The organism is Roseofilum capinflatum BLCC-M114, assembly GCF_030068505.1.
Taxonomy (GTDB): Bacteria; Cyanobacteriota; Cyanobacteriia; order Cyanobacteriales; family Desertifilaceae; genus Roseofilum; species Roseofilum capinflatum.
Genome location: NZ_JAQOSO010000077.1, coordinates 1 through 16,011 on the forward strand (window position 1 = coordinate 1; position 16,011 = coordinate 16,011).

Consider the following 16,011-nt stretch of genomic DNA (forward strand, 5'->3'; position numbering starts at 1 on the left):
TCACGCACGGTTTTGAAGACGAGTCGGGTGGGTGACTGCCCGGCTTAGTTTAATTCTTCAGGCTACAACCCCTTGGATGCCATCTTACACCTTAAAATCTTTTGATCTTTTTTTGATCCTTTGATGCATCGATCGCCGATGCCCAAAGCTCTATAACTTCTGATGTATTCTACAGGACTTGGTTATGACCCAATCCCCCCAGAGAAAACCCCCCTCTCCTCCCCCTCGTCCCCCAGCACCTCCCCCGCGCACGGCAGCCAGCCCAGATGGAGCCACCCAACAAATGCCGGCCCGAACCATGCCCATGAATCCCCAGGCAGCCAAAACCGCTAAGGCTAAAGCGGCTCCCCCTCCAGGAGCCGCCCCGAAAGCGGCCAAGCGGTCATCGCCCAAATCCGGGCCAAGTCCTGGCAATCCCACCCTGGAAGAATTAGTCAAACGAGCGGACGAAGAAGGGGTTTCCGATCTTCACTTAGGAGTTAATGAGCTTCCCCGCTTTCGCAAACGGGGTGAGATTACCGGGTTGGAATACCCCAAAACTGACCTGAATACCTTCATGAGCTGGTTGCGTGAATGTATGACGGATGAAGAAATTCGCCAATTCCAAGACCACCTAGATTTTGACGGTGCGTTTGATTTTGGCTTTGTGCGAATTCGGATTAATGTTTTTGATTCCTTGGCTGGCCCAGCTATGGTGTTGCGCTTGATTCCCTCGAATATTTTGACGATGGAACAGTTAAAGTCGCCAGAAGTGTTCAAAGACATCTGTCACTATCACAAAGGGTTGATTCTGGTGACCGGGCCCACGGGTTCCGGGAAATCGACCACCATGGCGGCCATGATTGACTATATCAATAAAAACATGGCGTATCATATCATCACCATTGAAGACCCGGTGGAATTTGTCCATGTGAGTCAAAAATCCTTGGTGAAACACCGGGAAGTGGGCCGCCATACCCGCGAATTCCAGAATGCCCTGAAAGCAGCTCTGCGGGAAGACCCCGATCTGATGCTGGTGGGGGAAATTCGGGATAAGGAAACCATGGGTATTGCCCTGAAAGCGGCTTCTACCGGTCACTTGGTGATGGGAACCTTGCACACCAATAGTGCGGTGAAAACCATTGAGCGGATTATGGGGATGTTCCCCCCGGCAGAACAGCCAGCTTTGCGGGTTTCCTTATCGGAGTCTTTAGTTGCCATTATTGCACAAGGACTATGTAAAACAACGGATGGTAAGCGGGCTGCATTCCATGACATCATGATCGCGACGGATGCGGTGAAAGAATATGTCATCAAAAATGACCTGGAGGCGATTACCCAAATCATGCTGCGGTCAGAGTTTGAAGGAATGACGACCATGAATAAGGCTCTGTACAATCTCTATCAAGAGGGTCGAATCACGGAAGAAACGGCTCTAGAGAAATCGCCAACGCCGAATGAAATGGCTCAATTCCTCCGAGGTCGGATCTAGATTAGACCCAGACGAATGGTTGTATATGAGCCATTGAAGGCGATCGCCTTATTTACTCCTGGGGGGGATATTGTTTACTGCATCGATCCGAGTAAACAGAGTCGATGGCATATCGATCTATGCGCTAAATTGCAAACGCTTTTGGATCTTTGTGCCCCCCCTCATTTTTTAGTTCCTTGTTATACAGCAACGTTGGATCGGTGGATCGATCCTCACACTCAGCAAACCCATTGTGTGGCTGAAGCATATCCCCTAGTGTGGCGTTATGCACCTCTTTTAAATGCCCTATTTGGTATTGATGTCCAATGGCAACCTGTATCGGTTGCTCCTGAATTATGCGATCCGGTGGCGATCGCCTCTTACTATGACCAATTTCCCCAACTCTGGGACGATCATGATTGGGTGGTACGAGTCCAAAATCGCTCCTTAGAAGAGACTCAACCGGGCTTATCCCTAGAAGAATTCAACCCCCACGGTTATGTGTTTCGCTTATTTGTCTCTGGAAATCACAACAGTACAGAGGGACTCTTACACAAAGTACATTCGTTTTTAGAACAAAGTCTTTCCCAACCCTACACCCTGAAAGTGATTGATATTCTCAAACATCCCGATCGCGCGGAACAGGATCAGGTCTTAGCCACTCCCACCCTACTCCGGGTTTGGCCCCAACCCATGCGTCGCGTCGTCGGAGAAATTGACTATCAGGAGCAATTGTTGCGCTTAATCGATTAGAACAATCGCGATCGCTATCATTAGAGAATTAGTTTTGGTTTCTCATGACTCGCATATGCTGCGAGTTCCAGAACTGACGGTAGAAGACTGGCTGGTGACAGCGCAATAAGGCCAAAAGTGGGAGGATCTCATAGGTCTAGGGGCGATCGCCCGGTAAACTAAACTTGGAACTTAGCTGGAAAATACATCTATGGCCGCAGCATCAAAAGGCGATCGCCCATTAACCTCCTGGAACGATACACAAGCAGACTATCCCCACGACAAGTGTATCCATCAGTTATTTGAAGCCCAAGTCGAGCGAACCCCCGACTCCGTGGCAGTTGTATTCGAGGATGAACAACTCACCTATCGGGAACTGAACCAACGGGCTAACCAATTGGCTGGGTACTTGCAAGGGTTGGGAGTTGGGCCAGAGGTCTTGGTCGGTCTTTGTGTAGAGCGTTCCTTGGACATGGTAGTAGCCATGTTAGGAATTCTCAAAGCTGGTGGCGCTTATGTGCCCATGAATCCTGCGGAAATTGGGCAACGTCTTGCTTTTATCTGCCAAGATACCCAGGCATCTGTTTTGTTAACTCAGCAGTCGCTCCTGGGCGCACTTCCTCAAATCGAGATCGAAGTGGTGTGCTTGGATGGAGGCTGGGAGCAAAACTCGATCGACCCCAAAGCTACACCATTATCTGCTGTCACTGCCGAGAATCTGGCCTACGTTATTTATACTTCTGGCTCCACTGGCAAGCCTAAAGGGGTTCCGATCGCTCATCGCAATTTGTCTCCACTCTTGCATTGGGGATACGAACATTTGGGATTAACTCAGAGCGATCGCTGCATTCAATACTTGTCTTATTACTTTGATTGGTCGGTTTGGGAAATATTTATTACTCTTACTTCGGGCGCTAGTCTGTTCATCCCTGAAGAAGAAGAGGCTCGAAATTTTACCAAGACAAGGGACTTCATCGAGCAAAATCAAATTACCGTTCTGCATGGCACGCCAACTCAATTTCAGAACTTAATCACCGACGCTCGGCCATTGAGAACCCTAAAATATGCCTGTATTGGTGCTGAAGCTTTAAGTTACGCTCTAGTCGAACGCTCTCACCAATTGCTTCCTCCAGATTGTCGGATTTTTAATATGTATGGTCCGACAGAAGCAACGATTATTACCACTGTCTTAGAAATAGACCGATTGAATATCGGCAACTATCAGCATTTAGCCACAGTTCCCATCGGTTTTCCCGTTGCCAACGCACGGTGTTACATCCTCAATGCTGACGGGAGAACCCAGTCCATTGACGTTCCAGGAGAATTGTGGATATCGGGAGACGGTGTAGCGCGAGGCTATATCAACAGACCCGAATTAACCTCCGAGAAGTTTGTGCTTCATTCCGACTCCGATGGGCAACCGAGCGATCGCCTTTACAAAACAGGTGACTTGGCTCGCTACTTACCAGATGGCAACATTGAGTACCTGGGTCGGATCGACGACCAAGTAAAAATTCGCGGCTTCCGCATAGAACTGGGGGAAATTGAAGCTGTACTGAGCAAACACGCCACCGTGAGCCAAGTCGTAGTAGTGGCGAGGGAAGATATCCCTAACAAAAAGCGCTTAGTAGCTTATGTCGTGTCTCCCTTGTCTGATTCATCAACAACTGTCGAAGAAGAGCAGGTTCAGCAATGGGGAAAACTCTGGGATGAAGCCTACAAAAAGCCAGCAGAGGAGTGGGATTCGACCCTTCACATTGGCGGTTGGAATGACAGCTATACAGGAAAGGCACTGCCTGCCATTCAAGTGGAAGAGTGGGTGGACTGTACGGTAAAACGGATTTTGGCTTTGCAGCCGAAGCGAGTGCTAGAAATCGGGTGCGGAACGGGTATGTTGCTGTTTCGCATCGCGCCCCACTGCGATCGTTATTGGGGTACGGATGTTTCTGTAGAAGCAATCCGTTATGTGGAACAGCAGATTAGTGGCACCAGATTAGCGCCAGCGGTGACGCTTCGCGCAACTCCAGCAGACGACTTGGAGGGGATAGATGCTGGCTTCGACACGGTAGTCATTAACTCGGTGATTTCTATGTTTCCCAGCATGGACTACCTGGTTCGCGTCTTGGAAAACGTTGCGACTTTAGTCGAGCCAGGAGGTGCTATTTTTGTGGGAGATGTGTTAAGCAGACCATTGCTGGCAGCATTCCATACGTCAGTACAATTGGCTCGAACTCCTGGCTCTGTATCTGCAACCGAACTGCAACACTGCATTCAGAACCGAATAGCCAGAGAAAACCGGCTGAACATTGACCCTGAGTTCTTCATTGCTCTGAAACAGCACTTGCCCCAAATTAGCCATGTAGAAATTCAACTCAAGCGCGGGCATTACCAAAACGAGTTGACTCGCTTCCGCTACGATGTGGTTCTCCATATTGGCAAACCAGCGCCAAATCCAGCAGAACCCCCCGTTTATGTAAACTGGGGACAAGATAATTTGACTGTGACAGACATTCGTCACCAACTACAAGAAACCTCCCCAGCCCGATTTAAAACGCTAAAGCGTTTACTACAAACGTCATCTCCAGAAATACTCGTTGTCACAGGCGTTCCGAACGCTAGAATTTGGCAAGATTTGCAGGCAATAGAACGATTAGCCAGTCGTGAATGTCCCGAAACCGTAGGGGAACTGCGGCAACAAATTTCTCCAGGGGGAATTGAACCGGAAGATTGGTGCCAATTGGAATCCGAAGTTAATTATCGAATTAATATTACTTGGTCTAGCAATAATGGCAAAAATTCCGGCAAAAACTGTGGAGAGGCTTACTATGATGTGGTATTTGTGCGTAACGATCGCAACATCATTCCAGACAGCAGCATTATTGCACCTCCAGAAAATGAACTCAAACCCTGGAGTGCTTATGCCAATCAGCCCTACACAGGAAAAAAACACCATCAACTCATCCCTCAGTTGCGCGAGTTTCTCCAAGAAAAACTGCCCGATTATATGGTGCCATCGGCGTTTGTTGTTCTCGACAAACTGCCCCTAAGTCCCAGTGGAAAAGTCGATCGCCGCGCCCTACCCGCCCCAGATAAATCTCGCCCGCTTCTGGATGTGGAATTGGTAGCCCCGCGAACTCCCACGGAAGAAATTCTCGCGGGAATTTGGGCAAAAATTTTGAGTCTCGACGAAGTGGGAGTATTAGATAACTTTTTTATGTTGGGGGGTGACTCGATTCAAGCCACTCAACTGATTTCGCGGGTACGGGATACTTTCGGCATAGAACTGTCCCTGCATCGATTATTTGAATCGCCGACAGTAGCAGAATTTGGCGAGCTTATCTTAGGAGCGACTCGCCAACAATTAGCTGCCATCCAACCGGTGTCGCGAGCTGGAGATTTGCCCTTATCTTTTGCAGAGCAACGCCTGTGGTTTTTAGACCGATTGCAGGAAGGCAGCCTTACCTATAACGAGCAAGAGGCTTTGCGTTTATTGGGTTCGCTGAAAGTAGAAGCGCTATGGGACGCAGTACGAGAAATAGTCCGCCGTCACGAGAGCTTGCGGACTAACTATCGAGCGGTGGATGGTTCCCCAGTTCGAGTAATTCGCCCCGAACTAGAGCTAAAAATGCCCGTTGTTGGCGATTTACAGCATTTGCCACCAGAGAAACGCCTCCTTGAAGTGCAGCGTTTGGGCCAGATAGAAGTTGGGCAACCCTTCGATTTAGCAAACGATCCTTTATTGCGAGTAACTCTATTCCAGTTAGCAGCCGATGACTGGGTGCTGTTGCTAACGATGCACCATATTATTACCGACGGCTGGTCAACGGGTGTATTTTGCCACGAGTTGGAAGCGCTGTATGGGGCTTATGTTCAAGGGAAACCCTCACCCTTACCGCCACTGCTCATTCAATATGCCGACTTTGCCGGTTGGCAGCGACAACCTGCTACGGCTGAAATCCTAGCCCCACAACTCGATTACTGGAAAAAACAGTTAGCCGGAGTACCTCCTTTATTAGAACTGCCCACGGACTATCCGCGTCCAACGGTGCAGACGGCGAACGGAGGCAAAGAGTTTTTTGAACTTGGGGTCGAATTTACGGAACGGTTAAAGCATCTGAGTCAAGAGTTGGGAGTGACTCTGTTTATGACTTTATTTGCTGCATTTAGCACCTTACTTTATCGCTATAGCGGTCAAGAAGATATTGTAGTTGGCACGCCCATTGCTAACCGCAACCGCAGCGAAATCGAAGGACTCATCGGCTTTTTTGTGAATACCCTGGTGTTGCGAAGTCAATTGGAAGGCGACTTGAGTTTCTCCGAACTATTGCAACAGGTGCGGCAAACTTGTTTGGATGCCTATGCCCATCAGGATGTGCCGTTTGAGCATTTGGTGGAGGCATTGCAACCGGAACGCAGCCTCAGATACTCGCCTATTTTCCAGGTCATGTTTGCCTTGCAAAATGCACCGATGAAACCTCTGGAGTTACCGGAGATTAGTTTTAATTGGTTGCAGATGGAAAGTGCCAAAGCCAAGTTCGATTTAACGTTGTCGATGGAAGAAACAGAAGCGGGATTAATTGGCTATTGGGAATATAATCGCGATTTGTTTGATGCGGCAACGATTCGTCGGATGATGGGGCATTTTCAGACTTTGCTAGAAGGAATTCTGGCTAATCCAAAAGCGCGAGTTGGCGAACTGCCGTTATTAACAGAACCGGAACGCCATCAATTATTAGTAGAGTGGAACGATACCAAAGTCGAATATCCCCAGGATAAGTGCATTCATCAGTTGTTTGAAGAACAGGTGGAACAGAATCCCGATGCTGTAGCCGTAGTTTTTGAGGAAGAACGGCTAACCTATCACCAGTTAAATTGTCGGGCGAATCAACTGGCACATTATTTACGCTCTTTAGGAGTCGAACCGGAAGTATTAGTGGGGATATGTGTAGAGCGATCGCTCTCTATGATAGTAGGAATCTTAGGGATTCTCAAAGCAGGTGGGGCTTATGTTCCGATCGATCCCAATTCTCCAGCAGAGCGCTCAACCTTCATGCTCACCGATGCTGGAATTTCAATTCTGCTGACACAAGAAAAACTCAAATCTACAATTCCTTCCCTGCCTGATGTGGCAATTTGTTTAGATACCGACTGGCATCAGATTGCACAGCAGGCTACAACCAATCTGACAACCTCCGTCACATCCAACTCTCTCGCCTACATCATCTATACTTCCGGTTCCACGGGACAACCGAAGGGCGTATTAATTCAACACGATAATGTAGTGCGCTTGTTTGCCACAACTGAGTCCTGGTTTGGCTTCAATAACAATGATGTTTGGACTCTATTTCATTCCTACGCTTTTGATTTTTCCGTGTGGGAAATATGGGGAGCATTGCTTTACGGAGGATGTTTGGTGGTCGTTCCTTATTGGATTTCGCGATCGCCCAAGGACTTTTATGAGTTGCTATGCCTTCATAAAGTCACGGTTCTCAATCAAACTCCCTCCGCTTTTCGGCAGTTAATTCAAGTCGAGGAGTTAAGCGAAACCCAAGAACCTCTGAACCTGCGTTTGGTAATTTTTGGGGGAGAAGCTTTGGAAATCAAGAGTCTAGAACCGTGGTTCGATCGACATGGCGATCGCTCTCCTCAACTGATTAATATGTATGGCATTACGGAAACGACAGTCCACGTCACCTATCGTCCATTAACGATCTCGGATCTAAACCGTAATAGTAGCCCAATCGGTTTGCCGATTTCCGATTTACAGGTTTATATCCTAGACAGCCATCTTCAACCAGTTCCCATTGGCATACCAGGAGAACTCCATATTGGCGGTGCGGGATTAGCGCGAGGCTATCTCAACCGTTCGGAATTAACTGCCCAAAAATTTATCCCCAACCCTTTTAGCGACGAACCGGGTTCGCGTCTCTACAAAACAGGAGATAAAGCCCGCTATCTCCCGGATGGCAACATCGAATTCATTGGACGCATTGACAACCAAGTGAAAATCCGAGGTTTCCGCATCGAACTTGGGGAAATCGAAGCTACGTTAACTCAACACCCAGAAATTAGCTCGGCTGTGGTTATTGTTCGCGAAGACTCTCCAGGGGACAAGCGTCTCGTTGCTTATATCGTTGCTAAAAAAGAAGTGGCATCCTCTGACTTGCGCGGTTTCCTGAAAACCAAGCTACCTGACTACATGATACCGAGTGCTTTTATCTTTTTAGAGGCAATTCCTCTCACTCCCAATGGAAAATGCGATCGCGAAGCGTTGCGGATGCAATATCGCCGCGCCCTCCCTGCACCGGATACAGAACATCGAGAAGTAAATGCGATCGCCCCCCGCACCACCACCGAACTGCAACTGGTACAAATTTGGTCGGAAGTTCTTAATATTTCCACCGTTGGAGTGCAAGACAACTTCTTTGACTTAGGAGGTCATTCCCTATTAGCGGTACGCTTGATGGCTCGCATCGAACAGCAGTTGGGCATTCATCTACCTTTGACAACGCTATTTACCGAACCGACGATCGAAAGCCAAGCCCATTTGCTTTCTTCCCAAAGCAATGTTCGCTCCCATGCTCCCTTAGTTCCCATTCAAACCCAAGGAGACTTACCCCCATTTTTCTGCGTGCATCCTGTTGGCGGTAATGTTCTCTGTTATGCCGAGTTAGCGCGACATCTGGGCAACAACCAACCCTTTTACGGCTTGCAGTCTCTAGGGTTATCTGGCGACAAGGAACCATTAACAAAAATAGAGGAGATGGCGGCGATTTATATAGAAGCCTTACAACAAATTCAACCCCAAGGCCCTTATTATTTAGGCGGTTGGTCGATGGGCGGTGTTGTGGCTTGGGAAATGGCACAGCAGTTGCAAGTCTTGGGGCAAAAAGTTGAGCTATTGACGTTAATTGATAGCTATGCACCCAGCCAGAATAAACAACCCATCGATGATACTTTTTTGATTAATGCTCTACTCAACGATCTGAGCGGGATGTTTGGTCAAGAGTTCTCGATTTCCGCTCAGGAAATCCAGCAACTTCAACCAGCAGAACAATTAAGTTCCATCCTGACTGAAGCCAAGCGCCTGAATATTTTGCCCCCAGAAATATCCCTGGAACAGATGGGTCGATTGTTTGAGGTTTTCAAAGCTAACCTGAAGGCAATATACGATTATCAACCTCAGCCTTATTCGGGTCGAGTGGCTCTGTTTTCTGCCAGTGAGTCAAAAGAAGACCGAGGGTGGAATAGTTGGGTAACAGGAGCATTAGAAACTTATATGATTCCTGGCGACCATTATGGCATGATGCTGCCCCCCCATGTCCGGGTTCTGGCCCAAAAGCTGGAAGCTTGCTAGAATTCGGGACAGCGATCTAACGGATGCGATCGCTAAAATAAATAGAGAAGCTTGAGAATGACAAGGGATTAAACATAAGGAGGCGTTATGACTCAAAGCACTATAGACAAAGATGCACTCACCGCCAGGATATCCCGGATAGTCGAGGAGCTGATGGAGAAGGAAAGCTGGTTTCGAGAAAAACTAGACCTAGAGGAAATGGTCAACTATGTATCCGGCTTGATAAAAGAACACCTGAGTCCCGATGAACTCCAAGAGATTGACGATGAAGATCTCAGCGATCGCATCGATAAAGTGTTAGCGTGGGAGGCAGCCTCTGGAATGTTAGACGACTTCACGCCGGAGCAAATGGAACTATTCGATGCTGCTGTAGAGGGGAGATGGTAAGAAAAGATTACCTGCTGGATACAAATGTGGTTTCAGCCATTCTGAGGAAAAATTTGACAGTAAAGCAGAAGCTAGTCCAGCTATCCGTACAAAAGAAAAGAGCCTATATCAGTGGCATAACTTACTACGAAGTCAAACGGGGTTTGATTGCGAGCAATGCTACCAGGAAACTAGCTGAGTTTGAGAGAATTTGCAGGCGAATTCCAATACTATTCTGGAACGATATCGCCATTCTGGAGAAGGCAGCAGAAATCCACGCTTATTTAAAACAAAGGGGGATGAGGCTGGAGGATGCGGATATTTTTATCGCGGCGATCGCCATAATTAGAGAATTAGTCTTGGTTTCTCATGACTCGGATATGCTGCGAGTTCCGGAACTGACGGTAGAAGATTGGCTGGTAACAGGGGAATAAAGGATCTCAATTGCATAAAAATTACGTTAAACTCGAAAATCATCAAGGGGTTCACCTGCCGTTGAATTGAGGAGTGTAGATTATGAAGCATTATTTACAAAAAATTCTAGGTTTAGGGGCGATCGCCCTCGGAACTGCCCTCGGAGCGCTCAGTTTTAATCCCCAACCTGCCCAAGCACAAGCCGCCTATGGCAGTTATATCGGCGTTGGGCCAGCCTTTGGCTTAGTCGAAGGGGGGAATGCGAACCGGCAAATTGCGGGAGTCATTGCCGTGCGCTACAAATTCCTCGAAGTCCCCCTCTCCATGCGTGTCCAAGGCTTTATCTTAGGCGGCTCGGCGGCAGTGGTTCCCACCGTATCCTATGATTTCCCCCTCAACTGGCAAACGGATGCCTATATTGGTGCAGGCTATTCCTTTGCCAATGGCAATAATGTCTCACCCTTGGGCAATCAAAACGGCTTTGCCCTGCAACCAGGGATTGATTATATGATTCCGTCGAGTAATGCAGTGATTTTTGGCAATGCAGTGATCGCCTTTGATGCTTATCGCAACACTGGAGAAACGGCGGTTTCCCTGCAAGGGGGAATTGGCTTAAGATTTTAGCCGGGGACAACGGGAATGATACAATTCAATTGCATTATTGTTACTTAAGTGTAGGGGCTGGACGTGGTTCAAGCACCATTATCGAATTCATCTCAGGGGTTAGGGCGATCGCCTAACTCCCCTACCCTCCCTAATGAATCCTCATTAGGGGTATGGCTCGATCGCCTCAGCGATCAGATTATGGCCGGTAAACGGCTCACCAGAGCAGAAGCCCTGGAACTGACGCAAATTGAAGGCCAGGATAATATTCTCTTACTCTGTGCTGCCGCCGATCGCGTGCGTCAAGAATGCTGTGGTAATGTGGTCGATCTGTGCAGTATCGGCAACGTTAAATCCGGCAGTTGTTCCGAAAATTGCGGCTTTTGTGCCCAGTCTGCTCACCATCCGGGGAAAGATTCCCCCATTTACGGACTCAAATCCACAGAAGAAATTTTAGCCCAAGCTAAAGCCGCCGCAGCCGCAGGCGCAAAACGCTTCTGTCTGGTGAGTCAGGGACGGGGGCCGAAATATAGCAGTTCCAAATCCCAAGAATTTGCCCAGGTTTTAGAAACGGTTCGTCAAATTATTGACCAAACCGACATTAAGCCCTGTTGCGCCCTCGGTGAAGTCACCCCCGAACAAGCCCAGGCCCTTAAAGAGGCTGGTGTAACCCGCTATAACCATAACCTAGAAGCCTCTGAGGGCTTTTTCCCGTCCATTGTCAGCACCCACCAATGGGGCGATCGCGTAGAAACGATCAAAAACCTCAAAGCCGTGGGGATTCAAGCCTGTGCGGGCGGCATTTTAGGCATGGGAGAAAGCTGGGAAGACCGAGTAGATTTAGCCCTCTCCCTCCGGGAGTTAGAAGTCGAATCTGTACCCTTAAATCTGCTCAATCCCCGCGAAGGAACACCGTTAGAAGAGCGTCCCCGACTCGATCCCTATGAAGCGCTGAAGGCGATCGCCATTTTCCGCTTGATCCTACCCGAACAAATCATCCGCTATGCCGGTGGACGGGAAGTCGTCATGGGAGAACTGCAATCTCTGGGACTACAAGCTGGGATTAACGCCATGCTCATTGGTCACTATCTCACCACCCTCGGACAACCTCCAGAAGCCGATCATCAAATGCTCACTTCTTTAGGACTTGAAGGGGGAGAAGCCCCCATTCCTGGACAGCCTTGAAATCCAGCAGCGTGATTCGTTTAAATGAACTGTTGTGGGCCTTTATTGGCCTACTCCTTACCATCGGGGGAACTTTTTTAAAAGTCTTTATTGCTTCCCCCAAATTATCTTTTGAAGATCATCTTTTATCCCTCCATTTTCTAGGCGTAACCTATCAAATTGGAGCCGTTTTATTAGTCGGGTGCATGGGCGGGAAAAAAGCCGGAGTTTTATCCCAAATCGGCTATTTAATTATGGGATTAACTTGGTTTCCTGTCTTTTATCAAGGTGGAGGATTAGACTATCTCAAAGAACCCTCTTTTGGCTATTTGCTCGGATTTATTCCAGGAGCCTGGATTTGTGGGGTATTAGCCTTTCGCTTTCCCCCGCGTTTAGAATGTTTAGCCCTCAGTTGTCTGGGTGGATTAGTCGGTATCCATTTCACCGGTATCTTATATTTAAGTTTAACCGAGCTATTTGTCTGGACTCCCGAAAGCGGCCAACAACTTTTAGATACAATTATGCAATATTCTCTATTTCCCCTTCCCGGACAACTGGTTGTCGCTTGTGCAGCCACAGTGATTGCTTATCTATTGCGCCATCTGATGTTTTATTAATTAGGGAATAGGGAACAGAAAACACAGGGTTTTACCTTTTTATTGAACAGTCCATAAGATGAAATTTAAGAAAAATCCCCTATTTTGGATACTGGCGTTAATCAGTTTAATCTTCGATCACCTGGTCAAATTTTGGGTGATCCAAAACTTTGAATTACACGAGAGTTGGCCCCTCATGCCAGGTGTTTTTCATTTTACCTATGTTCGTAATTATGGCGCGGCCTTTAGCTTGTTTAGTGAAAATGGGGAATGGTTACGTTGGCTATCATTAGGGGTGAGTTTGGCACTTATGGGTTTGGCTCTATATGGGCCAAAAATGACTCGCTGGGAACAAGCTGGGTATGGCTTTATTTTGGGCGGTGCTTTAGGAAATGGGATCGATCGCTTTGTAGCTGGGTATGTCGTTGATTTTCTCGATTTTCGCTTGATTCGCTTTCCGGTATTTAATTTAGCCGATGTCGCCATTAATCTCGGTATTATTTGCTTGTTAATCGCTACAATTTATCCAGAAATGAGGAGAAAAAAACAGGGTTAATTCAAAATTCAGTATTATTGCGGTGAATCATTAATGTATAAGTCTCACAAAAAACATTCTTACCACTTGTGGTTTCCCAATATTTTTGGTTTTAAGGGAGGGATTCAAGTTTATTCGGCCTTTTTACTACAAGCGTTACAAAATTTGTACCCCGATCGCCATTATCAGGTCTACCTTAAACACGATACTCAATCTTCCCCCGATCTCGATCGAAGACATCAAACAGACTTCCATTTTACAGGTAATATTCCTCTATCCTGGCGAACCCCAGCGTTTGCGGCTCGGATTTTGCTAGGGGGACTATGGGATTCTCCAGAGTTAGTGATAACCAGTCATTTGAATTTTACACCGATCGCCTACTGGCTGAAGCAGTTGAGAGGTATTCCCTATTGGACGATCGCCCACGGAGTAGAAGCCTGGAACATCGAGCGTCCCCTACTGAAAACGGCTCTGGGTCATGCCGATCGCATTCTCGCCGTAAGTCACTATACCCGCGATCGTCTCCTCAAAGAGCAAGACTTGAATCCAGAACAAGTGTTACTCCTTCCCAATACCTTTGATAGCGATCGCTTTACCATTGCCCCCAAACCGCCTTACCTACTGCAACGCTATGGTTTTTCTCCAGAAACGAAAATCCTATTAACCGTTTGCCGCTTAGATAGCCAAGAACAATATAAAGGCTACGATCGCATTCTAGAAGCCCTGCCCACCATCCTCCCACAGGTTCCCAACCTTCATTATCTGATTGTCGGCAAAGGGGATGACCGTCCCCGCGTGGAAACCCTAATTCAACAACTGAATCTACAAAAGTACGTCACCCTAGCCGGTTTTATTCCCGATGAAGAATTGTGTGACCACTACAATCTTTGCGATCTCTTTGCCATGCCCAGTAAAGGAGAAGGATTTGGCATCGTCTATTTAGAAGCCTTAGCCTGTGGTAAACCCACATTAGGAGGAAACCAAGACGGGGCCATAGATGCCCTCTGTAACGGTAAACTAGGAGCATTAGTCAATCCCGATCGCGTCGAAGAAATTGCCCAAACTCTCATCCAGATTTTACAACGACAATATCCTAATCCATTGATGTATCAACCAGAAGCTTTGCGACAACAAGTCATTGAAACCTTTGGTTTTGAACAGTTTCAGCAAACCCTAGAAGCGCTAATGGAAACGTCTCGCCTAGGAGGTCATCCGTGAAAGTTCTCCATGTCATTCCCTCCTTATCCCCTAGTCGAGGGGGGCCCACCGAAGTCGCTCTCAACTTAGTTAAGTACCTCAGACAATCTGGAGTAGAGGCCGAGATTGCCACGACTAATGACAATGGAGCAGAAAACGCCCAACTCCTTGATGTTCCCCTCAACCAAAAAGTTGACTATCGTGGGGTTCCGGTCTGGTTTTTACCTCTAGCTTCTCCACCCAATCAAGGCGTTTCTTTAGGGCGCGATCGCGGATTTCTCTTCTCTCCTGCCCTCACCCGATGGCTGTGGCACAACGTCCGCAATTATGACATTCTCGATAACCATTATCTTTTCTCCTACGCTTCTACCTGTGCCGGGGCGATCGCCCGTTGGCATAAAGTCCCTTACACCGTCCGTACTATGGGCCAACTCTCCCCCTGGGCCCTAGCCCAAAGTCGTCGCAAAAAACAACTCTATAGCCTTCTCATCGAACGCCGTACCCTCAATCAAGCTGCCGCCATCCACTGTACCTCAGAAGGAGAAGCCTTAGATGTTCGCAATTATGGCATTACGTCCCCAACCGTAACCATTCCCCTAGGCGTGGACATTCCAGAAATCCAACCCGATGCCAAAGCGAAACTGCGGGCAAAATATGATATTCCTTTAGACGCGACAATTATCTTATTTCTCTCCCGTCTACATTATAAAAAACGCCCCGATCTATTAATCGAAGCACTCCATCGAGTTAAATCTGAGCATCCTAACATTTATCTCCTCCTTGCCGGTTCTGGAGATTCTGAATATATTGAGGAATTAAAACAGTTAATCCATCAGTTAGACTTACACCATTGCACCCGATTTACCGGATTTGTCACAGGACAAGACAAAGATTTAGTCCTGCAAGGCTCAGATCTTTTTGTCCTTCCTTCCTTTTCTGAAAACTTCGGTATTGCCGTAGTTGAAGCCATGGCTGCGGGTTTACCTGTGATTATCACCCCAGAAGTACAAATTGCCCCAGAGATTGAGCAAGCAAACGCTGGGTTAATTGTAGAGGGTAATAGAGAATCTGTAGCCAGTGCAATTTCTCAGTTACTAGCATCAGAGAAGCAAAAACTGAGTCAGAATGCTCAAACTTTAGTTAAACAGTCCTATTCTTGGCCAGCCATTGCAGAACGGCTGGCTGATATCGATCGTTCTGTACTTCAGAACAAACTTCATTGAAAGAACTATAGCTTTTTTACTTACAGGCGATCGCCCAAACTGTAATTGGGAACTTTTCCTCGTTATGGAGTTTACTAAATATGCCCCATCCCCGTGCTGACCATTTTCTGAAATTGGCATTAATGCAAGCACGATTGCCCCACGATCCTGTTTTAATTTTATCGAGTTCAAAACCACATTCTGCTAATAGATACTTCAAACCCGTTTCTGTCCATCTAGAACAATCAATGGGGTCGTTATGAATACGAACTAAAAATGGGGTGCTAATAATAAAATATCCTCCTTCATTGAGCATTTTATAGACATTTTGACCTGCTCTGTAAGCAGGGGGTTTTCATTTTCACAAATTATACCACAACAAAAGCAAAATCTTT

General features: G+C 47.3%; 12 protein-coding genes. 11 read left to right on the forward strand and 1 reads right to left on the reverse strand.

Translation table 11 applies throughout. The features are described from left to right. The first annotated feature begins 184 nt into the window (after positions 1-184). The 11 genes from PMG25_RS13335 to PMG25_RS13385 all read left to right on the forward strand — a co-directional run bounded on the left by PMG25_RS13335 (position 185) and on the right by PMG25_RS13385 (position 15,637). Positions 185-1,471 (forward strand): type IV pilus twitching motility protein PilT, encoded by a 1,287-nt coding sequence (locus PMG25_RS13335; RefSeq protein WP_283767392.1) that lies wholly within the window; start codon positions 185-187, stop codon positions 1,469-1,471. A 15-nt stretch (positions 1,472-1,486) separates the two neighbouring features. After that, a complete protein-coding gene (locus PMG25_RS13340) occupies positions 1,487-2,203 on the forward strand; it encodes a circadian clock KaiB family protein (RefSeq protein ID WP_283767393.1) in 717 nt (238 codons plus the stop codon). A gap of 190 nt (positions 2,204-2,393) precedes the next feature. Beyond that, positions 2,394-9,539 carry a non-ribosomal peptide synthetase gene (locus PMG25_RS13345; protein ID WP_283767394.1) on the forward strand — a complete coding sequence of 2,382 codons (7,146 nt, stop codon included), beginning with the start codon at positions 2,394-2,396 and terminating at the stop codon, positions 9,537-9,539. Between the two features lie 87 nt (positions 9,540-9,626). After that, positions 9,627-9,926 (forward strand): hypothetical protein, encoded by a 300-nt coding sequence (locus PMG25_RS13350; protein ID WP_283767395.1) that lies wholly within the window; start codon positions 9,627-9,629, stop codon positions 9,924-9,926. Next, positions 9,920-10,339, forward strand: coding sequence for a PIN domain-containing protein (locus PMG25_RS13355; protein WP_283767396.1), 420 nt, complete (start codon positions 9,920-9,922; stop codon positions 10,337-10,339). Before PMG25_RS13350 ends, PMG25_RS13355 begins: the two co-directional genes overlap by 7 nt. Positions 10,340-10,421: 82 nt before the next feature. Further along, positions 10,422-10,943, forward strand: a complete 522-nt coding sequence (locus tag PMG25_RS13360; protein ID WP_283767397.1) for a hypothetical protein — start codon at positions 10,422-10,424, stop codon at positions 10,941-10,943. 63 nt (positions 10,944-11,006) lie between these two features. Further along, positions 11,007-12,107, forward strand: a complete 1,101-nt coding sequence (gene bioB, locus PMG25_RS13365; protein ID WP_283767398.1) for a biotin synthase BioB — start codon at positions 11,007-11,009, stop codon at positions 12,105-12,107. Continuing rightward, on the forward strand, positions 12,104-12,703 hold the full coding sequence (locus PMG25_RS13370) for a biotin transporter BioY (RefSeq protein WP_283767399.1): 600 nt from the start codon (positions 12,104-12,106) through the stop codon (positions 12,701-12,703). Before bioB ends, PMG25_RS13370 begins: the two co-directional genes overlap by 4 nt. 58 nt (positions 12,704-12,761) lie before the next feature. Beyond that, on the forward strand, positions 12,762-13,238 hold the full coding sequence (gene lspA, locus PMG25_RS13375; RefSeq protein WP_283767400.1) for a signal peptidase II: 477 nt from the start codon (positions 12,762-12,764) through the stop codon (positions 13,236-13,238). A 33-nt stretch (positions 13,239-13,271) separates the two neighbouring features. After that, positions 13,272-14,435 carry a glycosyltransferase gene (locus PMG25_RS13380; protein ID WP_283767401.1) on the forward strand — a complete coding sequence of 388 codons (1,164 nt, stop codon included), beginning with the start codon at positions 13,272-13,274 and terminating at the stop codon, positions 14,433-14,435. Then, complete coding sequence (locus PMG25_RS13385) at positions 14,432-15,637, forward strand: glycosyltransferase (protein ID WP_283767402.1); 1,206 nt, start codon at positions 14,432-14,434, stop codon at positions 15,635-15,637. Before PMG25_RS13380 ends, PMG25_RS13385 begins: the two co-directional genes overlap by 4 nt. Positions 15,638-15,653: 16 nt before the next feature. On the opposite strand, the gene PMG25_RS13390 is transcribed toward PMG25_RS13385, so the two are convergent. Beyond that, positions 15,654-15,932, reverse strand: a complete 279-nt coding sequence (locus PMG25_RS13390; protein ID WP_283767403.1) for a hypothetical protein — start codon at positions 15,930-15,932, stop codon at positions 15,654-15,656. Positions 15,933-16,011 lie beyond the last annotated feature (79 nt).